This is a genomic window from Amycolatopsis orientalis DSM 43388 (assembly GCF_000411975.1).
In the GTDB taxonomy this organism is placed as follows: Bacteria; Actinomycetota; Actinomycetes; order Mycobacteriales; family Pseudonocardiaceae; genus Amycolatopsis; species Amycolatopsis orientalis_D.
Window position 1 is genome coordinate 22,917 of record NZ_ASXG01000166.1, and the last position, 19,927, is coordinate 42,843.

Below are 19,927 nucleotides of genomic sequence, written 5' to 3' on the forward strand. Positions count from 1 at the left end.
ACCCGTTCCATCCGTGATACGGTCCCGGCATGGGGATGCTGCCGGAGGAGGTCGTGCCGGTCCGCCTGATGGCGACCGTCTGGGCCGACACGAGCGGGCTCCACGACGACCTCCGCACGCGCGAAGACCTCGACGCGTGGCTCGACGACGTCGGCCTCGAACGCGGCTCGCGGCACTCGTCCAGCTCCGAACTCGCGCTGGCACGCCGGCTCCGCGACGCCGTCCGCCGCCTCGCCGCGCAGGTCACCGCCGACGACCGGCAGCCCCCGGCCGTCGACCTGGACACCGCCCTCGGCGACCTCAACGAGCTGGTGACCCACTTGCCGGTCCCCCAATTGACCGTTGCGGCCGGAAAACTTCAAGCAACTTCCTCGCGCGGCGCTTCGCCGATCGTCACCGGGCTCGCCGGCGTGGCCCAGGAATCGATCGCCCTGCTGGGCGGGCCGGACGCCGCGAAGCTGCGCGCCTGTTACGCGCCGGGCTGCGTGCTCTACTTCATGAAGACGCATCCGCGTCGCGAGTGGTGCTCCGTCGCCTGCGGCAACCGAGCGCGCGCCGCCCGGCACTACGAGAAGATCCGCTCGGCGCGCTGACGGTTCAGCCCAGCAGCACCACCGCCGTTTCCGCCGCGCGCGCGAAGACGTTCTGGGCGACCCGCATTCCGGCCATCACGACCGCACCCTCGTGCAGCAGCATGATCTGCTCGGCCACCCGGTGCGGATCCGAAACGCCCGCCGATTCGGCCAATTCGGCGAAAACGCCGAGCATCCACCGCTTGCTTTCGGTCACCACCGCGTACGCCGGATGCGCCGGATCGCTGATCTCCGCGTGCGCGTTGATCATGCTGCAGCCCTTGCCGCCGTACCTTTTCGCCCACTCCGCGGACGCGTCGAACGCCGCCACGAGCCGGTCCCGCGGGTCCGCACCGGCCTTTTCCAGCCGCTCGCCCAGAAACTCACGCCAACGTGCGTCGCGGGCGGACAAATACTCCACGACCAGCCGGTCCTTGGACCCGAACCGGTCGTAGAGCGTCTTCTTGGTGACGCCCGCCTTCGCCGCGATGACGTCGACGCCGACCGCGTGGATCCCGCGCTCGTAGAACAGTTCCGACGCGGCGGCCAGCACCGCTTGCGCCTTCGGGGTCCAGTCGATCGCCATGGCCCCAGTGTATACCGATCTGTATAGTCCGGGGCCATGGGTAAACAGATCGGTATAGTCGGGGCGGCGATCCTGTTCGTGGGGTGCTGGTCGTCCGGGTTCATCGGCGCGAAGCTCGGCGCGGCGGACGCGGCCGTGCCGACCGTGCTGATGTGGCGGTTTCTGCCGCTGGCCCTGCTGCTGGCCCCCTTTCTGCGCTTCGGCACGACGCGCGAGCTGGGCAGGCACGTGCTGATCGGCCTGCTGTCCCAGTCGGGCTACCTGCTCACCGTGTACTGGGCGATCGGCGAAGGCGTCAGCACCGGCACGACCGCGCTCATCGACGGCGTGCAGCCCCTGGTCGCCGCCGCGCTCGCCGGTCCGCTGCTGGGCGTCGCCGCGACCGGACGGCAGTGGGCCGGACTCGCGCTGGGTCTGGTCGGAGTGGTCCTGGTCAGCTGGTCGGACGCCGCTTCGCACGCCCCGGCCTGGGCGTACCTGATCCCGTTCGCCGGGATGCTCGGTCTCGTCGCCTCTACCGTGCTCGAACGCCGGGCTCCCGTCCCCGCTCCCCCGATGCGTGCGCTGGCCGTCCATTGCGCCACCTCGGCGGTGGCGACCGGCAGCGCGATCCCGCCCGCGTCCGGGCATTTCTGGTTCGCCATGACGTGGTTGATCGTGCTGGCGACCTTCGGCGGATACGGGTTGTACTGGCTGCTCGTCGGGCGGATCGGCATGACCGCGGTGAACAGCCTGATGTTCCTGATCGCGCCGGTCACGTCGGTCTGGGGCACGGTGCTGTTCGGCGAGCCGTTCACCGTGCTGACCGGCGTGGGGCTCGGCCCGGCGCTGGTCGCGGCCGTCGTCGCCAACGGCCGGGTCAGTTCCCGTAGCGCTGCCGGACCACCTCAGGAGTCTCCAGGTTCTTCCCCGCGGCCATGTTCTGCGCGAGCCGGAGGTACTGGCCTTCCGCCCACATCAGCGGCCCCGCGCTCCCGGTCGGCCGGCCCAGCCCGAAGCACGCGGCGTCGGCGCGATCCCACACCTGCTCGGGAATGAAGTAGCCGTCGTTCGCCGCGTCCGCCATCGACTTCACGTACACCGCCGCGGAACGTCCGTTGGCCAGTTCGTACTCGCCGCGCTCGCCGGACAGCACCGGCCAGAGCCGCCCGAACCGCTGCGGCCCGTTCGCCGGCCAGCCGGTGCAGGCCGTGGTGCTCTCGCCGTAGTTGTCGTGCGGGTAGCGGTGGAAGTAGATGTCGCCGTCCGGGGTCGTCACCTGCATCGGCGCGTTGCCGTCCCGGGCCGCCGCGGTCGGCGCCAGCGACTCGGCGACCTCGGGGTCCGCCGGTGCGCGAAGCCCGAGGCGGACGAGGTCGAGGAAGCCGAAGTCGACGACGTCGTGTTCGTAGAAACACCCTTCGTCGAAACAGATCTGCCCGGTGTCGTTCGGGTCGGTTCCCTTGTCGATCCGCTCGTAATAGGTGTGGCCGCCCCAGTATCCGGTTGTCGTCCGCGTCCAGCTGTCGAGCTGCGCCCGCCACGAGTCCGCGGTGGACTCCCACTGCTGCGCCGCCGCCGGATCGCCGTTCGCCCGCGCGATCGCCCCGGCCGTGACGAGCCCGGCGACCTCCGCCGCGATCGACGACGGGGACCGGCCGTACTGCTCTTCCCACCGCTCCGTCGTCGCGGGCCCGCTCGTGCGGATGTGCTCCGCCGTCACCTTGACCCGCGCATACGTCGCCGCGTCGGTCAGACCGGTCATCCAGGCGAGCATGATCGCGTCGGAATCCTGGTCGAGCTGTTCACAGCAGCCGAGTTGCTGCGGCGTGGCCCCCTGGACCCCGCTCACCGGGCTGTACCGCGGAAACGCACCGGCCGGGTAGGTGGTCCCGTCGCCTTGCGTCGGCGCGGAAACCCACTGCGAGGACCACAGGAACTGCGCCATCCGCTTCGCCTGCGCCGTGTCGCCCGCCGCGAGGAGTCCGGTCGCCTGCTGGTACAGGTCGCGGCCCCACACCCGGTGGTACCCGTCGTTGAGCGCGTCGCCGTTCACGACGTCGCCCCACGGCGTGGCCAGCCCCGCGACACTCGCGCCGCGATGCGCTTTGTCCTCCGCCGCGTGCAACGCCATCAGCGCGACGTAATACGCCCGCCGCTGCCGCTCGTCGCCCGCCACACTGCCCGGCACCGCCTTCAGGCTGCCGACATACTCCTCCCAACCGCGTCGATACGCTTGCTCGAGATTGCCGAATCCGCTCGCCAGCGATCCGTCCGCGGCCGCCGCCGCGCCCTGGGCGTCGCCGCCGTACCCGAGCGCGACCGAGAACGTCGTGTCCTGCCCGACGGGAACCTGTCCACATTGGACTACGTTGCCGTGATCGGTGGAATCGAATTGATTCGTAAGACGTTGATGTGCCCGCAAGTCTACCAGGCAATCGCTCGCGGCGCCGGAATATCCGTTGTCGTGCGCGACAAACCCGGTCGACGCCCGCAACGCCGACGCCACGGTCGTCCGGGCCCCGAACAAATCCTCCGTCCCGCTGGCCGTCAGCCCGGTCCCGTCCCAAGCCGCCGTGTCGTTCGCCGCGCCGCCCGCCATTGACGGATTCGCCAGCAGGTAAACCTGATACTGCCCGCCGTCGAGCGACTGAAATCGGGTCCGGGTCAAGAGCGTTGGCCGCCCAGAGTCGGTGACATACGTCGTCGTGATCCGGTAGCGTCCGTTCTTGGCGGTGTTCGTGACGGTGTACTCGAGCGCCTTCTCGTCCGGCATCGAGACGACGTGGTCCGTCGCGTCGCGCTCCAGGTCCACAAAGGACTTGCCGTCGGTGACGACGTACTGCATGTCTTGCATGTTGGCCACGTCGGCGCGGGGATCGAACACCTCCGACGTGACGCCCTTCGCGACGGTGAACCACACCGGACTCGCTGTTCCCGCAGCGGTCCCGAGGGCGGATTTATCCCCGGTTGTCCAAGATGACGGCCCGCCGCAGCAGTCTCCCGGTGACCCTCCTGCCGCGCTGCGTCCCGCCGCCGGACCGGACTTCGCCCCCACCTCCGCGGGTGCGATCCCCTGCCCCACCACCGAAATCCCGACCACAGCGACCACCGCCGCCGCCCGTCCCCACTTCCCGCCAGCCATGCCGCTCATGCTGCCCGCCGCGCCTCCGCGGAACAACAGCCGAACGGCGGGAACCGCGCTGTTCTGGCACTCCACCCGATGGAGTGACCGCGAAGCCCCGAAAACTGTCGTACCCGGATGGTCTCCTGGTTCCCGAAGCGGTTCCCGCCCCGGGCCTGCACTGAACAGAGGAGCGTCACCCATGACCGGAACCGCCGTCGGCAACCTGCCTCCCGAGCCGGTGCCCACCTTCACCCCGTCCGGTCCCGAGCGACCGCTGAGGCATGCCGCCCGCCTACACCGCAGCGCCGCCATTCTCCGCTTTAGCTGGAGATCGCTCAGACCACGACAGCGACTCAAGGACCCTCCGGCTCGGCCGCCTTCCCCATCCGGCGGCCACTGAGCCCTTTCATCGACGGAAATAGATCCTCAGAATCGTCGTCATCCGGCGACACAAGAGCAGGGAGTTTGAGCATGGCTGGAGAAACTGTCCTCACGGTGGTCGGAAATCTGACTTCGGACCCGGAGCTGCGGTTCACGCCGTCCGGTGCGGCAGTCGCGAATTTCACCGTCGCGTCGACACCTCGCACGCTAGACCGGCAATCCGGCGAGTGGAAAGACGGCGAGCCGCTGTTCCTCAGGTGCAGCATCTGGCGGCAAGCCGCGGAAAATGTAGCGGAAAGCCTCACGCGGGGCGCACGGGTCATCGTCACCGGACGTCTGGTGCAACGGTCGTTCGAGACCAAAGAGGGCGAGAAGCGCACCGTGGTCGAACTGCAGGTGGACGAGATCGGACCGTCGCTGCGGTATGCCACCGCCAGGGTCACCAAGGTCAGCCGCAACTCTGGCGAAACGACCGGACCAGGCGGAGATGCCTGGGGCGCTGCCCCGGTGCCCGCCGCGGTCGGCGCGAGTGAGGAGCCGCCTTTCTGAGCTTCGTGGTGCAGCAGCGAGCCGCTGCCGACCCGGCCGACCGCCATCCCGGTGACCGAGGCCGACATCGCCCCCGCCCGCCGGCGAGGCACCGTCGCCCCGGCTGTCGGACGGGCCTCGGCCCGGTGCACAGCTGATGTCGGCCTCCGGCGGAAAGCCCGCCCGGCGAGGCGACGGCCCCGGCGGCCGGTCCGGCTTGTCTACCTCGGGAGGTCGCGCCTGGCTGAAGCCGCGACCTCCCGAGGCCCCACGCGCGCAGCACCGGCAGTCCGACGCGCCCTTGGGCCAACCCGCCGCACTCGCGGGAACCGACTGCCCGACGCGGCCAGCCACGCGCGTGGACTTGGCGGCGCGACGCGGCCGCACAGCGCGCAGCCGCGCACACGGACCTGGCAGCGCGACGTGACCACAGGGCGGGCAGTCGCGCAGACGGACTTGCCTGCGCGACGCGGACACAGGCCGCGCACACGGTCTCGCCTGCGCGACGCGACCACACAGCGAGACGCCGCGCACCGACTTGGCGGCGCGCATGACGGCAGGCGGGCCGCAGCACTCGCGGAGACCGGCCTTGCGATGCGCTGGCACCGGACGGCAGCCCACGCGGCACCGGCTGTCCGGCGCAACCACGGGCCAAGCCGCCACACTCGCGGGAGCTGGCGGCGCAACGTGGCCCCAGGCCGAGCAGCCGCGCACGCGGACTTGCCTGCGCAACGTGGCCCAAGGCCGAGCAGCCGCGCAAGCAGACTCGGCTGCGTGACGTGGCCCCAGGGCGAGCAGCCGCGCATGCAGACTTGCCTGCGCGACGTGGCCACACGGCGCGTAGCCGCGCACGCAGACTCGGCTGCGCGATATGACAGCAGGCCAGGCCGCACCGCATGCGGCATGGCTGCGGGGCGCGACCACAAGCCTGGCCATGCCCTCGCGGTGTCGCAGGACTGCGCGCCCGCGACACCGGGCGACCGTCCCCGAGCCGGCCAGCCGCACACGCCCGGCCGCGGCGTGTGGTCTGGTCCTTTTCTCGAAAGGTCCATACCACTCACCCAGAAGCCGACTATCGGCCCTGACCGGCCCTGAATTCCGCTGATAGCTTCCGAATCATGCCCGCATCTCGCCGGACCAAGGCCGGAATCCCAGTCCTCGGCGCGATTTCCGTGCTGCTGCTGGCTCCGCTGTCCGTGCCGGCGGCGCAGGCCACGCCCGCCGGGCACGCCCGTGAGAGCGTGCAGGACGAATGCAGCACCCCGTCGATCAACCGGCTGCAGAAGTGGCTGGCCAGCGGCGAAGGCACGACCGTCCCGCCCACCGGAAGCCTTCTCGTCCCGGAGGGCGACCGCTACGCGGCCAAGATCGTGTTCCAGAACAACGAATGGCACGTGGCCGTCGTCTGGCTGGGCAACCAGTTCGACGCCCAGACCGACCTCAGCCATTCCTCCGGATTCTGGATGACCTACGCCGCTGACGAAGACTTCTACGTCCAGTTGCGCCCCGCCTCCCATTGGAGTGGCGGCGACAAATGGCTCACCCGCATCCCCTCGACCGGCGGCCGCCTGGTCCGGGCGTTCTTCCCCTTCGACCCCGACGCCTGGACCTGGCTCCCCGAATTGGGCCAGCCGCAGTACTCGTTCGCCTCCGCCCTGAGCGAGGCCCGCGGCCTGGTGTTCGTCGGCAAGACCCCCAACCGCCTCGACTTCCGCGAACTTCTCATCGACGGCTACCAGCCGCCCTGCCTCTGACCTCCATCAGCCACCCCAGCACAGATCGAACCGCTCCACTTGGGCTGCGCGGCCGGACGGTTCAGGACCCGCGCTCAGCTTCGTCGCGAACCGCTGGACACTCGCCATACCCCACGATCGACCTTCGGCACCGCAACCCGTCGGATGCCACAGATCGCTTCGCGGCCAACGACGGTTGGCTGCCTTGGATCTTTTCCTCGCCGGACACCTCCAGCACCACAATGCCCGTTAGTCCTGACAACGTTCAGCCGTCACGGTCAGGTCGGGAGGGTCGCGGCGGGCGAAGGGCTTGTCATAGCCGAGGTTCGTGACGCGAAAAGACTCCGGGCGGTGGTTCGTGGTGGCCGGAGGTTTGTGAGCCCGAAGGGGACCGTGGCGACCGGTGGTCCAGGCTTGTGGCGGCTGTCGGGCTGGCAGTGGCCGGAGTCCGTAGCGGCGACAAGCACGGGCCGGGCAAATGACCGAAAGCATTGGGAGCAAACGGTATTCTGGCGGCCAGACGTCTGCGGCGGCCGAGGTCCACGCATGTGGCGACTGTCGGTCTGGTAGTGGCCAGAGTCCGTGGCGGCGACAAGCCCGGGGCGGGCGAACTAGTTCTGCACCGTCGGCCGGATCGTGATGTCCCCGATCTCCACGTCCTCCGGCTGCTCGATCGCGAACGCGATCGCCCTCGCCACCGCGGCCGGGTCGAGGGCGAATTCCTCGAACCGGCGCTGGGTCCGCTCCCGCTCCGCCGGATCGTCGATCGAATCCGCCAGCTCCGTCCGGACGAAGCCCGGCGACACCGTCGTCGTCCGGAGGACACCATCCGTGGACTCCTGGCGGAGCGCCTCCAGAATCGTCCGCACCGCGTTCTTCGTCCCGGCGTAAACCGCCTGCCCTGGCACGATTTTCAACCCGGACGTCGACACCGTGGTCACCAGATGGCCCCGCCCCTGCCGCCGGAACACCGGCAACGCGGCCGCGATCCCGTGCAGCACGCCACGAACGTTGACGTCGATCATCGCCGACCAGCCCTCGACATCCCCCTCCGCCACCGGGCCCAGCTTGGCGATTCCGGCATTGCCGATCAGCACGTCGAGCTGCCCGAATTCCTCGACCGCCCGTTGCACGAGCCGGTCCAGGTCCGCGCGTTGGGTCACGTCGGTGACACCCGCGACGGCACGCCCACCCCTGTCGCGGATCTCCGTGACCAGCGTTTCCAGCCGTTCCCGACGCCGAGCACCCAGAACGACAGCCGCGCCTCGTTCGGCGAGCAGGCGTGCGGTCGCCTCGCCGATCCCGCTGCTCGCTCCGGTGATGGCCACGACCTTCCCCGTCACACCTGACATTTCCACCCCTGCCATTCATTCGGACACGTGTCCGGATAGCTTACCGGACACGTGTCCGAATCCGTCGAGAGGCAGGCACGGCATCAACATCGGCCAGGCTGCAGTCAAAGAAGCGTGAGTGCGGACGAACTCCGCCCGAGCGCGGCGTCATGCTCGCTCCGAGACCACCACCCGAGAAAGGCCCACCAAGGTGAGCGACCTAGCCGCCGCACTGCTGCTGATCAGCGTCTTCATCGCACTGGCCATGACCTTGCGAGCGATCCAGCACCGCCTGACCCGCGATCAGCAGCAGTGCTCGCCCCGCCAGGCTTCGAGCCCCTCGCGGACCGCGACCGCCGCGATCGCCAATGCCGCGATCGGGTCCGCCCAGTACCAGCCGAACAGCGCGTTCACCAGCAATCCGGCCAGCAGCACGCCGGAGAGGTAAGTGCAGAGGAGCGTCTGCTTCGAGTCAGCGACCGCGCTCGCCGAGCCGAGTTCCCGTCCGGCCCGGCGTTGCGCGGCCGAAAGCACCGGCATCACGACCAGGGACACCGCAGCGAGCACGATCCCGACTGCCGAACGCGCAGCCGCAGCGCCGAACAGGGACCGCACCGCATCGACCGCGACATAGGCCGACAGCAGGAAGAACGACACCGCGATCACCCGCAGCGCCACCCGCTCCCGACGCTCCGGATCCGCACTCGCGAACTGCCACGCCACCGCGACCGCCGACAGCACCTCGGCCACCGAGTCCAGTCCGAACGCGATGAGTGCCGACGACGACGCGATGGTCCCCGCCGACACCGCGACGAACGCCTCGACCACGTTGTAGGTGATCGTCCCGGCGACCAGCAACCGCACTCGCCGCCGCAAGACCGCCCGCCGCTCGGGACCGAGCGCAGGACTCGCCGTCACACCGCAACCGTCCGGAGACGAGACGGCGCCGCAGCCCGGATCGGTCATCGCGCCTTCTCCTCCACGCACGCATCCGTCGGCGCGATTGCCAACACCACCTGGGTCAACTCCGCCAAGGCGTGCGCGAGATGCGGGTCCGCGATCGCGTACCGGACCTGCCGCCCCTCGTACGTCGCGAGCACCAACCCGCACCCGCGCAAGCACGCCAGATGGTTCGACACATTCGACCGGCTCAGCCCCAGCTCCGAGGCCAGCTGCGCCGGATACACGACCCCGTCCAGCAACGCCACGAGAATCCGGCAGCGCGTGGGATCCGCCAGCGCCCTGCCGAGGCGGGCAAGCGCCAGTTCGCGAGTCTCGGAGGTCAGCACAGCCGAAACAGTACAGCAGTCGCTGAATCAAATACACTGGCGAAGTGGACAACCTCCTCGGCGACTTCCTCCGCGCTCGGCGAGAGCGGGTCTCCCCTTCCGACGTCGGGCTGCCCGTCAACGGACGACGCCGCGTGCGAGGACTGCGCCGCGAGGAACTCGCGCTCCTGGCCGGAATCAGCAGCGACTACTACATCCGGCTCGAACAGGGCCGCGACCAGAACCCATCCGCACAGGTGCTCGACGCGCTCGCCCGGGCGCTGGGGCTGGACGAGCCCGCCCGTCAGCATCTGCATCAGCTCGCCGCCCCGGCGCAACCCGCCAAAGCCGAGCCGCACGTTCCCGCCAGCATCGTCGAACTGATCTCCACCTGGGCGACCAACCCGGCGTACGTCCAGGACCGGCTCACCAACGTCCTCGCCGCGAACCCCGTCGCCGCCGCGGTTTCGCCGAACTACGCGGCCGGCCGAAACCTGCTTCGCGCGATCTTCCTCGACCCGGCCGAGCGGGAACTCCGCCGTGACTGGGACCAGATGGCCGCCGACGGCGTCGCCGGCCTGCGCGCCGCCCTCGGCCCCGACCTCGCCGATCCCTCGGCGACCGAACTCGTCGCCGAGCTGACTGCCCGCAGCGACCGCTTCCGTGAGCTGTGGGCCCAGCACGACGTCAAACCGAGGACCGGCCACGTCGTCCGTTTCCGCCACCCAGCCGTCGGAAATCTCGATCTGCACAGCGACAAACTCGACATCCCGGGCCCCGCCGGCCTGCAGCTGGTGGTCTTCCACGCGACCCCCGCCAGCCCGGACGCCGAGGCGCTCGCGTCCCTGGCCGACCTGATTCCCGCGCAGTAGCAACGAAAACCGGGCCGGAGCGACGAGTCGCCCCAGCCCGGTTCCGGTTCAGTCGGCCGCTTCGAACTCGCGCACCGCGTCCAGCGCGGCGCCCATCGCGGCGTTGCCCTCGCGTTCGATCATGATCTCGACCAGCACCGGCCGCCGGGTGCGCTCGGCTTCCTTCCGCGCCCACTCGAGCGACGACCGGATCTCGCCCGGGTCCTCGACGCGGGTGCCGGAGCACCCGTAGGCCTCCATGATCTTCACGTTGTCCGTGCCGCGGTCGTCGTAGTGGATGTCGACCTGGTAGTTCATCTCGTACGGCAGTTCGGACTGGCGGATCAGGCCCAGGTACTCGTTGTTCAGCATGACAAGCACGAACCCGACGTCGTACTGCGCGGCCACCGCCAGCTCCTCGACCAGGAACTGAAACGAGTAGTCGCCGACCACGCCCACGACCTCGGCGTCCGGACGGGCCTTCTTGACCCCGATCGCCGCCGGGATCTCCCAGCCGAGCGGGCCGGCCTGGCCGCAGACCTGGTAGTGCCGCGGCAGGTGCGCGCGCTGGAACTGCCCGGACCAGATCTGGTACAGCCCGATCGCGGTCACGAAATAGGTCTCCGGCCCGTAGAACTCGTTGAGTTCCTTGAACACCCGCGGCGCCTTGATCGGCGTGCAGTCGAAGTCCTCCTTGCGCGGCAGCTCGGCCTTGAGGTCGCCGAGCCGCTTGACCCACGCGCGGTCCCGCGCCGGAGCGCTGCGCTTGTCGAGCGCCGCCAGCAGCGCGTCCAGGAACTCGCGGGTGTCCGACACGACGCCGAGGTCCGGTCCGAACACCTTGCCCAGCTGCGTGGGCTCGATGTCGACGTGGATGAACTTCCGGTCGCCCCGGTACACCGACAGCTCGCCGGTGTGCCGGTCGCCGAACCGCGCGCCCAGCGCCAGCACCAGGTCCGACTCCAGGAACGCGGCGTTGGCCCAGCGCTGGGACGTCTGGATGCCCGCCATCCCGGCGAACAGCTCGTGGTCCTCGGGGAAACTGCCCTTGCCCATCAGCGTGACGCCGACCGGGACACCCAGCCGTTCCGCCAGCCGCCGCAGCGGGTCGCTCGCCTCGCCGAGCACGACGCCGCCGCCGGCCAGGATCAGCGGGCGCTCCGCGGCGAGCAGCATGTCGAGCGCCCGCTCCACCCGCGCCGGAGACGGTTTGACCGTGCTCACCGGCAGCGCCGAGTCGATCGACGAGTCCCATTCGATCGTCTGCTTCTGCACGTCGATGGGGAGGTCGATGAGCACCGGGCCGGGGCGTCCGGACCGCGCGACCCGGAACGCCTCGCGGAAGATCCACGGCAGCTGCGCGGCTTCCTTCACCTGGACCGCCCATTTCGTGACCGGCCGCGCGATCTCGACGATGTCGACCGCCTGGAACGCTTCCTGGTGCAGCTTCGTCGTCGCGGCCTGGCCGGTGATGCACAGGATCGGGACGGAATCCGCGTGCGCGGTGTAGAGGCCGGTGATCATGTTGGTGCCCGCCGGACCGGACGTGCCGATCGCGACGCCGACGTTGCCGGTGGTGCGCGCCCAGCCGTCGGCCATGTGCGTCGCGCCTTCTTCGTGGCGGACCACCAGGTGGTCGATGCCGCGTCCTTGCATCGCGTCGTACAGCGGCAGGATCGCCGCGCCGGGACAGCCGAAGGCGACGTCGATCCCTTCGTCGACCAGCACGTCGACGACTGCCTGCATAGCGGGGACCCGGGCCATGGTCAAACCTCCTCGGACGAGCGGCCGGACAGTTCTTCGACGACCTTCAGCAGCGCGGAGTGGTCCAGCGAGCCGTAGCCCATCGCCCGTCCGGCCGCGACCAGCTGCGCGACCAGGCCGGTCAGCGGGAGCGCCACGTCGGACTGCCGGGCCGCGGCCAGCGCGATGCCCATGTCCTTGTGGTGCAGGTCGATCCGGAAGCCCGGCTCGAACTGCCGCGCGACCATCGACTTCCGTTTGAGTTCCAGGATCCGGCTGCCGGCGAGCCCGCCGGCGAGCACGTCGAGCCCGGTGCCCGCGTCCACCCCGGACGCTTCCAGCAGCACGATCGCCTCGGCGACCAGCCCGTAGATCCCGCCGACCACCAGCTGGTTGGCCGCCTTCACCACCTGGCCCGCGCCGTGCGGCCCGACGTGCACGACAGTCTTGCCGAGTGTGTCGAAAACCGGCTTCGCGGCGGCGAAATCGGCCTCGTCGCCGCCGACCATGATGGACAGGGCGGCTTGTTCGGCACCGGCCTGGCCGCCGGACACCGGAGCGTCCAGCACCCGGATTCCCTTGGCCGCACCGGCTTTCGCGACCTCGATCGACGTCTCCGGCCGGATGGTGCTCATGTCGGCCAGCAGCGTGCCCGGCGCGACCGTGTCCAGCACGCCGCCCGGGGCGAGCACGACCTGCTCGACCTGCGGGTGGTTCGGCAGCATGGTGATCACGATCTCGGCCTCGGACACCGCGTCGACGACGTCCTTCGCCGCGCGGCCACCGGCGGCTTCCAGCTTGGCCAGCGCGTCGGCGTTGAGGTCGAACCCGCTCACCTCGTGTCCGGCGGCGGCCAGGTGCGCGGCCATCGGCGTGCCCATCACGCCCAGTCCGATGAACCCGATCCTGCTCATCAGTTTCCCCTTCGCTCGTACGGCAGCCAGGCCAGCGAGTCCGCGGTGGAACCGTCCGGTTTGTACTCGATGCCGACCGGTCCGGCGTAGCCCGCCGCCTGCAGTTTTTCCAGGTATCCTTCGAGATCCAGCTCCCCCGTGCCCGGCTGGTGCCGGCCCGGCGCGTCGGCGATCTGCACGTGCCCGGTGCGCGGGGTGTGGCGGGCGATCACGGTGTCGAGGTCGTCGCCGTTGACCGCCAGGTGGTAGAGGTCCGCGAGCAGCCGAACGTTGTCCAGGCCGAGCTCGTCGAGCACCGCGACCGCGTCGGCCGCGGTCTTCAGCGGGTACGCCGGGGTGCCGGACAGCGGTTCGAGCACCAGCTGCGCGCCGATGCCCTCGGCCGCCTTCGCCGCGGCCGTCAGATGCGTGCGGGCCAGATCGTCCTGTTCGGACGGTGCGATCCCGTCGATCCGGTTGCCGTACAGCGCGTTGAAGCTGCGGCAGCCGAGCCGTTCGGCGAGCCCGAGCGCGACGGTCAGGCTCGTCGCGAACTCCGCCTCGCGCCCGACCCACGACACGAGCCCGCGCTCGCCCGCGGCCATGTCGCCGGCGTAGAAGTTCAGGCCGGTCAGCTGGACGCCCGCCTTCTCGATCGACCGCGCGAACCGGTCGACGTCGGCCCCGGACGGGTCGGCGCTGTCGAACGGCCACCAGTACTCCACCTTGGTGAAGCCCGCTGCCCGAGCGGCCTGCGCGCGCTCGAGCAGCGGGAGTTCGGTGAACAGGATCGACAGGTTGGCGGTGTAGGGCAGCGAGTGCCGCTCCCCGGCGGGACCGGTCATGAGTACCTCGGCTCCTCACATCTCGTTCAGTTAATTTCGCTTTGTGGAAGTTTTCTTCCGTAGTTCGAGAATAGCTGGACGCGGAGGCTTCGGTCAACGGGCAGCGCGCAGGTTTCGCCGAGACGAGATCCGGTGCGGCGTCGTTCGATTCGGGCGTCCAGGACCGACCGAGGCCCGTCGCGCGCACACCAGGAGAGGGTGAATCCCCTCAGACTGTCCACAGTGGCAGTTCAGGATCCACAGTAGACAGATGCGTGGTTTTTCTTTCAGGCAACCGGAATCGGGGCAGACGTACGGTTGAGCAACCCGATCGCGGCGTGCACATGCCGCAAAGCCGGAGCCGCGACGCCGGTGAGCTCGGCGAGTTCGACGACCGCGCCGATGATCGCGTCGATCTCCAGGGGTTTGCCCGCTTCCAGGTCCTGCAGCATGGACGTCTTGTGGTGCCCGACGCGCCACGCGCCGTCGATCCGCCTCTCGACGGAGACCTGCGGATCCGCCCCGGCGGCACGGGCGATGGCGAGGGTTTCGGTCATCATCTCCGCGACGAGGGCGCGGGTTTCGTCGTGCTCGCACATCTGCGCCATGGTCGCGCGGGTGAGCGCGGACAGCGGGTTGAACGCGACGTTGCCCATCAGCTTGACCCAGATGTCGTCGCGCAGCCTCGCCTCGACCGGGGCTTTGAGCCCGCCCGCGATCATCGCGTCGGCGAGCTTCCGGCACCGGGCGGAGAGTTCGCCGGACGGTTCGCCGAGGGAAAACCGGGTCCCCTCGAGATGCCGGACGACGCCCGGCTCCTCGATGACGGTCGAGCAGTAGACGACGCACCCGATCGCCCGCTCGACGGCGAGCACCCGGCTGGTCGCCCCGCCCGGATCGACGGCTTCGACCCGGTGCCCGGCCAGCGGATGCCCGTCCATGCCGTGGAAATACCACCACGGAATGCCGTTCTGCGCGGCGACGAGCGCGGTGTCCTCCCGCAGAAGCGGTTCGAGGAGGGCACCGCAGTCCGGGTACGAATGTGCTTTGAGGCCAAGGAAAACGTAGTCGACCGGCCCGACCTCGCACGGATCCGCCGTCACGTGCGGACGCGCGGTGAAGTCGCCGCGAGGACTCCGGACCCGCACTCCGTCCGCCGCCATCGCCGCGAGATGCGCGCCGCGGGCGATGAGGTGGACCTCGGTGCCTCCGCGATGCAGCGCCGCGCCGACGTACGCGCCGATCGCTCCTGCGCCCAGAACCGCCACCCGCATGGTCGCCTCCCGGTCGGGATCCAGTCGAGATTAGATTGCATACAGTATCCCGTCTGATGCCGACGAGCCAGGGCCTGGTCATCGGAAGCGGCGATGACCAATCCCGCCGAGCAGAATTGACCGCCGAGAGAGATGCGTGCGGCGTTCGTTGTTTGTGAGGTTGCGGCGTACTTGTCCGTGAGGTTGCGGGGGTCTTGTCCGTGACGTTGCGGGGTTCGTTGTTCGTGACGTTGCGGGGTTCGTTGTTCGTGAGGGTGCGGCGTTGCTTGCTGGCGAGGTTGCGGCATTGCGCCTGGTCCGGGCAGCACGGGAACCAGTCAGGAGCAACGCCGCGCCGCAGGCACTGCGCAAGAACCCACGCCGATCTCAGATAGCAGGCCCTGCCCCGGGGACGGGCGCGACGTCCGAAAACCACGCGGCCATCGCGGAAGCGGGCGACGCCGGGGAATCGGGAAGGGAATCACAGGAGGAGCAGGCGGCGCGGTTACGCGGGCAAGCGCGAGGACGGCGTCAGCTCGATCGGCTGCGCGGTCGCGCGTCCGGACGGTCCGCTGCTGGGCGGGCTGAGCGCCGCGGCGCCGACCGGCCGGATGACGAAGAGCGGGACGAGCACGCGGTCGCCCTGGTGGAGTGCTGCCAGCGGTTGGCGGAGAAGCTGGGGTGAACCGGGCGCAGCGGAAGCCGTGCGCCTTCGAACCTGGCAATCCGCCTGCGGTCCGCAACCAAGCCAGCAGTGAGGCGGCGCGTGAACCGCCAGCACCCTCGTCAGCTGCCGGAATTCCCTTCCAGCAGCGAAAAGCGCCCGAAATCAGACCTCGCGCACCGACTCCGCCTCGAACCCGGACAGCACCAGCCGCGCGGTGCACCGGCTGGGCCCGGACGCCGCCGAGACCGTCCGCCGCACCACGACCTCGTATCGGCGGCCGCCCGCGTGGACCAGCACCTCACGGATGTCGCCGTCGGGTTCCTCCGTTACGGCCAGCACCGCGTCGAGGCCGCGCAGCCCGGTGCGTCCTCGGATCTCGATCTCGGCGAACTGCGACCACGCGCTTTCCGCCGAGGTCCGGCCGCGCAGGTTATCCAGCCGGACGTTGCCGCTGAGCGCTTCCTTCGCCGCCAACTCCGCTTCGGGAACCGCGAGACTGCCGTGCAGATAGCCGTCCGGCACGGTCAGGAGGTTTCCGGCCCAGCGGTCCCCGCCGACGTGGCTGACCTCCCACACCCGTCCGGGATGGTTCTGCGCCAGGCTGGTCGCCAGCGGGCGGCCGAACACCGCGCAGCACATGTCCTTGCTGCCGTGCGTGCACACGAGAAAGAGCGGACCGGACACCGGTTCGCCGTGGCCGGGACAGCCGTCGGCGACCGCTTCGAGATCAAGTCGGGAGAGTTCGGCCAGGTCGGCGAGGTCGAGCCGCTCGATCCAGCGGTTGCCGGGCAGTCCGCTGGCGACGTAGACCGTGCGCGGTGCGCCTGGGGTGCGCACGTGCCGTCCCGGCTTCCGGATCAGCAGCGGACGCAGGCCGGCGGCACGCGCGGCCTCGAGGAGTTCGGCGGGGAAGACGGCGGCCAGCACGTCTTCGAGGGCGTCCGGGCCCCACGAACCCGGCTGTTCGACCAGCAGCCAGGACGTCATGCGCGCGGCGGTCCCGGCCGGTTCGCCGCCCAGCTCCCTGGTCAGGGCGGCGCATCCGGGCGCGGCATTCCGGCCCGGGAAGCAGATTCCCGGGCCCGAGTGCGGCACGTCGGGCTTAGGCATGCCTAAGTATAGCTGACGGCCCGGCACGCTCTGATGAAGCGGCCGTCACTGTCGCGCGACGTCACCCGATCGGGCAGTGCAGCGGGCGCAGCCGCCGCTCAGGCCCGCGCCACGAGCCCTTGCCCCACCAGCTCCCGCAACAAGGCCCGCACCGTCGCCGCAGGCAGCTCCGGCGCGGCGTCGACCAGCACCTTGAACGGCTGCGGCGCACACCCCAGCAACGCCGCGAGCACGGGTCGCGCGGCCTCGGCGAAGACCAGCCGCTTCCCCGCTCCGACCAGGGCCACCGTTCCCTCGTCGTCGACCAGCGCGGCGCGCGGGACGAGCAACCGGACCTCGAAGTCGTCGTCCGGCGGCAGCAGGTCGGCCGTCGCCGCCCACGGCAGGCCGATGCGGGTCTGGGCCGGGGCTTGGGCGTCGCGGTCGGCGAGGAACCGGTCGACCACGTCCCCGGCGGTCAGCTCGGCGAGCCGCCGGCGGAGTGCTTCGCCCCGCTCGGCCCGGGCCTCCGGGCCGGCGAACCGGGGCAGGTCCGCGCGGAACAGTTCGTCGGACCGCAGCTGGTCGGCCAGCCACGCCACCAGGTCCACGCCGGTCGCGGCGTTGAACCCGATCGTCAGGTGCAGCGACTCCTCGCCGACGGCGGACACGTCGTGCCAGTGCCCGCGCGGCAGGTAGAGGACATCGCCGTCCTCGAGCAGGAAGTCGTCGTACGGTTCGCCTTCCGGACGTTCCGGCAGCTCGACGTCCCGCTGCAGCGGCGAGGGCCGGGTCACCCCGTGCAGCCGCCACCGCTTCCGCCCGGAAAGCTGGATGATGAACGCGTCGTGGTCGTCCCAGTGCACGTCGAAGCCGTGCGTGGTGCCCCAGCCCGCGTACAGGTTGACCTGGATGCGCTCGCGCAGGTCGTGTTCGAGCCGGCTCGCCAGCTCTCCGACTTCATCGACCAGTTCGTTGACCGAGTCGAGCACGAGCGTCGCGCCGGCGCGCAGGTGTTCGGCGAACGGGGCCGCGAGCACGCGCGGGACCAGGCCGTTGCGGCGGGTCGACACCATTTCGGTGTAGGTGTGCGCGGGCACGACGTCGCCGTCGAGCGCGAGCCGCAGCCGGGGGAACTCCAGCCGGTGCTGGCGCAGCACCCGGTCCAGTTCCGGCCACGGCAGCAGGGAGGCGAACCGGCCCTTCTCCCCCGGGAACCGCCGCGGGGCCTTGCCGAGGACGTCCGCGAAGAACTGGCCGGCCTCGAGCGGTGCGACGAGGCCGGCCAGTCCGGGAATCTCCGTCATGGAGCGCGGCAACGGCTAGTCGTTGCCGTCGTTGTCGGCCACGGCGCCGTTGGCCTTGCCGCGGTCCACCGCGGCGGTCAGCGGTTCCACGCTCAGCAGCAGCCCGCTGGCGGCCGTGTCGGTGTCGGTTGTCATGCGTTCTTGAGCCATCCGGACCTCGCAACGTCGACGACTGGGCCCGGCCCACGCTACGGGCACATCGGCCGCACGGGCATCGGTCATTTGAGTAATCTTCGCCGGCCTGATGATCACCCTCAGGCGAACCCGCCGGTCACGGATTCCGCTCGCCGTCCTCGGCGGGGCTCGCTAGCGGCAGCGGTCGGCCGCTCCGTCCCGCGCCAGTTCCGCGGCGATCACGTTCAGGTTGATCGGTCCGGATCGTCGACTGCCTCGGCAGATCGGCTGGATCGACATGCCGGGCAGGGTCGCAATTCGGCGTCGCGCAGCGCGGTGCACTGGCCGAGCCGGACCGTGTCCATTTCCACCTTCAGCACCGCCTTCGGCGATGCTTGGTCATCGGCTCGCGGAGCCCGAATTCGGTGCTGGCAACCGCCTTTCCGGTGATCTCCATGGTGCAGGTGTCGCCGGGTGCGATCGCCAGGGCTGCCGCCGACTCGCATGGTCCCGGGCCGCCCGGCCGCCCGGCCGCTCGTGCGTCGCTCCACCTCCGCCACGCGCGCTGTGCTGCGGAATTCCGTTCCGGTCGCCGTGCCGAGCCCGTCGCAGATCAGGCGTCCACTTCACCGCCCGTCCCTCACGGTGCCGGACACCAGTCGGCGCGATGCCGTTCGCGGCAGTGGCCGCCGGAGCACGGGCGGCACCCGCACCCTCCGGTCCGCCTCGAACCAGCACCAGGCTCTCCCGGCCGCGCTCCACCCCGCGTACCGGGCTGGCCGCTGCCCACTGTCGGCGGAACATCGCACACCTCATCCAGAAGCCTGGGATTTTGCATACCAAAACCTGTATCCTGAAAACTGAGTTCCTCGAATCCCGCTGCTGATCCCACCACCCGAGGTGCACCGTGACCCAGTCCGTTTCTCCCCTGCCCGAACGCGGGCCCACCGGCCGCCGCGCGACCAAGGGTTCCCTCTCCGGCAAGAGCGCCAACCGGGTGGAACGGCCCGCGCCGCTGCGGCAGGTCGTGTACGACGCGCTCGCCGAGCTGATCATCAACCGCACGCTCGAACCCGGCCAGCATCTCGTCGAGGCCGACCTGGCCGAATACCTCGGCGTCAGCCGACAGCCGGTGCGCGAGGCGCTGCAGCGGCTGCAGAGCGAGGGCTGGGTCGACCTCCGTCCGGCGCAGGGCGCGTTCGTGCACCTGCCCACCGACGAGGAGGCGGACCAGCTGCTCGGCGTCCGGGCCGTGCTGGAGACCCATTCCGCACGGCTGGCCGCCGCGTGCGCGACCGAAGAGGACATCAAGCGCCTGTGGGAACTGCAGGACGTCGGCATGAAAGCCCTCGCCGCGGACGACAGCGAACGGCTCGTCGCGGCGAACGCCGATCTGCACGCGTACATCACCGAGCTGACCGGCAACGCCGTCCTGTCCGAGCTGATCGGCCTGGTCGACCGCCGGGTGCGCTGGTACTACACGCCGATCGCCCGGCCTCGCGGACGCGACGCGTGGCAGGAGCACGCCGCGCTGATCGAAGCGATCGCGGCCCACGACGTCGAGAAGGCGGAAAAGATCATGGCGCAGCACACTGAGCGCACGCGCCAGGCCTTCCACGAGCGGCCGGACGCGTCGGAGTAAACCCCGGACCGCGGCGGACACAAAGCAACCCGGGAGCGA

The 19,927-nt window shown here is 70.2% G+C and carries 17 protein-coding genes and 1 pseudogene; 6 read left to right on the forward strand and 12 right to left on the reverse strand.

What is annotated here, in order from left to right; genetic code table 11:
- Window positions 1-29 precede the first annotated feature (29 nt).
- Window positions 30-593 carry a CGNR zinc finger domain-containing protein gene (locus L942_RS34020; protein ID WP_037368158.1) on the forward strand — a complete coding sequence of 188 codons (564 nt, stop codon included), beginning with the start codon at window positions 30-32 and terminating at the stop codon, window positions 591-593.
- Between the two features lie 4 nt (window positions 594-597).
- Here the strand turns inward: L942_RS34020 and L942_RS34025 are convergent, their stop codons facing one another.
- Window positions 598-1,158, reverse strand: a complete 561-nt coding sequence (locus L942_RS34025) for a TetR/AcrR family transcriptional regulator (RefSeq protein ID WP_037368160.1) — start codon at window positions 1,156-1,158, stop codon at window positions 598-600.
- Window positions 1,159-1,194: 36 nt separating this feature from the next.
- Here L942_RS34025 and L942_RS45945 point away from each other — a divergent pair.
- Window positions 1,195-1,584: pseudogene (locus L942_RS45945) on the forward strand (EamA family transporter); the annotation flags it as partial.
- Window positions 1,585-2,017: 433 nt separating this feature from the next.
- Here the strand turns inward: L942_RS45945 and L942_RS34030 are convergent.
- Window positions 2,018-4,291, reverse strand: a complete 2,274-nt coding sequence (locus tag L942_RS34030) for a glycoside hydrolase family 15 protein (protein ID WP_037368163.1) — start codon at window positions 4,289-4,291, stop codon at window positions 2,018-2,020.
- Between the two features lie 444 nt (window positions 4,292-4,735).
- Between L942_RS34030 and L942_RS34035 the strand changes: the two genes are divergently transcribed.
- Window positions 4,736-5,194 carry a single-stranded DNA-binding protein gene (locus L942_RS34035; RefSeq protein ID WP_037368166.1) on the forward strand — a complete coding sequence of 153 codons (459 nt, stop codon included), beginning with the start codon at window positions 4,736-4,738 and terminating at the stop codon, window positions 5,192-5,194.
- A gap of 1,097 nt (window positions 5,195-6,291) precedes the next feature.
- Window positions 6,292-6,927 (forward strand): hypothetical protein, encoded by a 636-nt coding sequence (locus L942_RS34040; RefSeq protein ID WP_081655346.1) that lies wholly within the window; start codon window positions 6,292-6,294, stop codon window positions 6,925-6,927.
- A gap of 590 nt (window positions 6,928-7,517) precedes the next feature.
- On the opposite strand, the gene L942_RS34045 is transcribed toward L942_RS34040, so the two are convergent.
- The 3 genes from L942_RS34045 to cmtR form a co-directional block, all read right to left on the reverse strand.
- Entirely contained in the window at window positions 7,518-8,258 is a 741-nt protein-coding gene (locus tag L942_RS34045) for an SDR family oxidoreductase (protein ID WP_037368416.1), read from the reverse strand.
- Window positions 8,259-8,540: 282 nt separating this feature from the next.
- Window positions 8,541-9,203, reverse strand: coding sequence for a cation transporter (locus L942_RS34050; protein ID WP_051166445.1), 663 nt, complete (start codon window positions 9,201-9,203; stop codon window positions 8,541-8,543).
- Window positions 9,200-9,526: a Cd(II)/Pb(II)-sensing metalloregulatory transcriptional regulator CmtR gene (cmtR, locus tag L942_RS34055; protein ID WP_037368167.1), complete on the reverse strand. Its 327-nt coding sequence runs from the start codon at window positions 9,524-9,526 to the stop codon at window positions 9,200-9,202. The genes L942_RS34050 and cmtR overlap by 4 nt, the downstream gene beginning before the upstream one ends.
- A gap of 44 nt (window positions 9,527-9,570) precedes the next feature.
- On the opposite strand from cmtR, the gene L942_RS34060 reads away from it, so the two are divergent.
- Window positions 9,571-10,377: a helix-turn-helix transcriptional regulator gene (locus tag L942_RS34060; protein ID WP_081655347.1), complete on the forward strand. Its 807-nt coding sequence runs from the start codon at window positions 9,571-9,573 to the stop codon at window positions 10,375-10,377.
- A 48-nt stretch (window positions 10,378-10,425) separates the two neighbouring features.
- Here L942_RS34060 and gcl read toward each other — a convergent pair whose 3' ends face one another.
- The 7 genes from gcl to L942_RS34090 all read right to left on the reverse strand — a co-directional run bounded on the left by gcl (window position 10,426) and on the right by L942_RS34090 (window position 18,132).
- The gene (gcl, locus tag L942_RS34065; RefSeq protein WP_081655348.1) at window positions 10,426-12,120 is read right to left on the reverse strand and encodes a glyoxylate carboligase; all 1,695 of its coding nucleotides are present in this window, start codon (window positions 12,118-12,120) and stop codon (window positions 10,426-10,428) included.
- Window positions 12,121-12,122: 2 nt separating this feature from the next.
- Window positions 12,123-13,013 (reverse strand): 2-hydroxy-3-oxopropionate reductase, encoded by an 891-nt coding sequence (locus L942_RS34070; protein WP_037368174.1) that lies wholly within the window; start codon window positions 13,011-13,013, stop codon window positions 12,123-12,125.
- Window positions 13,013-13,837, reverse strand: a complete 825-nt coding sequence (locus L942_RS34075; RefSeq protein WP_037368176.1) for a hydroxypyruvate isomerase family protein — start codon at window positions 13,835-13,837, stop codon at window positions 13,013-13,015. Before L942_RS34075 ends, L942_RS34070 begins: the two co-directional genes overlap by 1 nt.
- Before the next feature lie 266 nt (window positions 13,838-14,103).
- Window positions 14,104-15,090, reverse strand: a complete 987-nt coding sequence (locus L942_RS34080) for a 2-dehydropantoate 2-reductase (protein WP_037368178.1) — start codon at window positions 15,088-15,090, stop codon at window positions 14,104-14,106.
- A 484-nt stretch (window positions 15,091-15,574) separates the two neighbouring features.
- Entirely contained in the window at window positions 15,575-15,703 is a 129-nt protein-coding gene (locus L942_RS45950; protein ID WP_268745755.1) for a hypothetical protein, read from the reverse strand.
- A 195-nt stretch (window positions 15,704-15,898) separates the two neighbouring features.
- Window positions 15,899-16,846 carry a sucrase ferredoxin gene (locus L942_RS34085; protein WP_051166446.1) on the reverse strand — a complete coding sequence of 316 codons (948 nt, stop codon included), beginning with the start codon at window positions 16,844-16,846 and terminating at the stop codon, window positions 15,899-15,901.
- 98 nt (window positions 16,847-16,944) lie between these two features.
- The gene (locus tag L942_RS34090; RefSeq protein WP_037368179.1) at window positions 16,945-18,132 is read right to left on the reverse strand and encodes a cupin domain-containing protein; all 1,188 of its coding nucleotides are present in this window, start codon (window positions 18,130-18,132) and stop codon (window positions 16,945-16,947) included.
- Window positions 18,133-19,153: 1,021 nt separating this feature from the next.
- Between L942_RS34090 and L942_RS34095 the strand changes: the two genes are divergently transcribed.
- A complete protein-coding gene (locus L942_RS34095) occupies window positions 19,154-19,888 on the forward strand; it encodes a GntR family transcriptional regulator (protein ID WP_037368181.1) in 735 nt (244 codons plus the stop codon).
- The last annotated feature ends 39 nt before the right edge of the window (window positions 19,889-19,927 follow it).

Bases quoted from the DNA above. Each gene is read 5' to 3' on its own strand.
- L942_RS34020 (WP_037368158.1), top strand. From the start codon at position 30: ATGGGGATGCTGCCGGAGGAGGTCGTGCCGGTCCGCCTGATGGCGACC.
- L942_RS34025 (WP_037368160.1), bottom strand. From the start codon at position 1,158: ATGGCGATCGACTGGACCCCGAAGGCGCAAGCGGTGCTGGCCGCCGCG.
- L942_RS34030 (WP_037368163.1), bottom strand. From the start codon at position 4,291: ATGAGCGGCATGGCTGGCGGGAAGTGGGGACGGGCGGCGGCGGTGGTC.
- L942_RS34035 (WP_037368166.1), top strand. From the start codon at position 4,736: ATGGCTGGAGAAACTGTCCTCACGGTGGTCGGAAATCTGACTTCGGAC.
- L942_RS34040 (WP_081655346.1), top strand. From the start codon at position 6,292: ATGCCCGCATCTCGCCGGACCAAGGCCGGAATCCCAGTCCTCGGCGCG.
- L942_RS34045 (WP_037368416.1), bottom strand. From the start codon at position 8,258: ATGTCAGGTGTGACGGGGAAGGTCGTGGCCATCACCGGAGCGAGCAGC.
- L942_RS34050 (WP_051166445.1), bottom strand. From the start codon at position 9,203: ATGACCGATCCGGGCTGCGGCGCCGTCTCGTCTCCGGACGGTTGCGGT.
- gcl (WP_081655348.1), bottom strand. From the start codon at position 12,120: ATGGCCCGGGTCCCCGCTATGCAGGCAGTCGTCGACGTGCTGGTCGAC.
- L942_RS34070 (WP_037368174.1), bottom strand. From the start codon at position 13,013: ATGAGCAGGATCGGGTTCATCGGACTGGGCGTGATGGGCACGCCGATG.
- L942_RS34075 (WP_037368176.1), bottom strand. From the start codon at position 13,837: ATGACCGGTCCCGCCGGGGAGCGGCACTCGCTGCCCTACACCGCCAAC.
- L942_RS34080 (WP_037368178.1), bottom strand. From the start codon at position 15,090: ATGCGGGTGGCGGTTCTGGGCGCAGGAGCGATCGGCGCGTACGTCGGC.
- L942_RS34085 (WP_051166446.1), bottom strand. From the start codon at position 16,846: ATGCCTAAGCCCGACGTGCCGCACTCGGGCCCGGGAATCTGCTTCCCG.
- L942_RS34090 (WP_037368179.1), bottom strand. From the start codon at position 18,132: ATGACGGAGATTCCCGGACTGGCCGGCCTCGTCGCACCGCTCGAGGCC.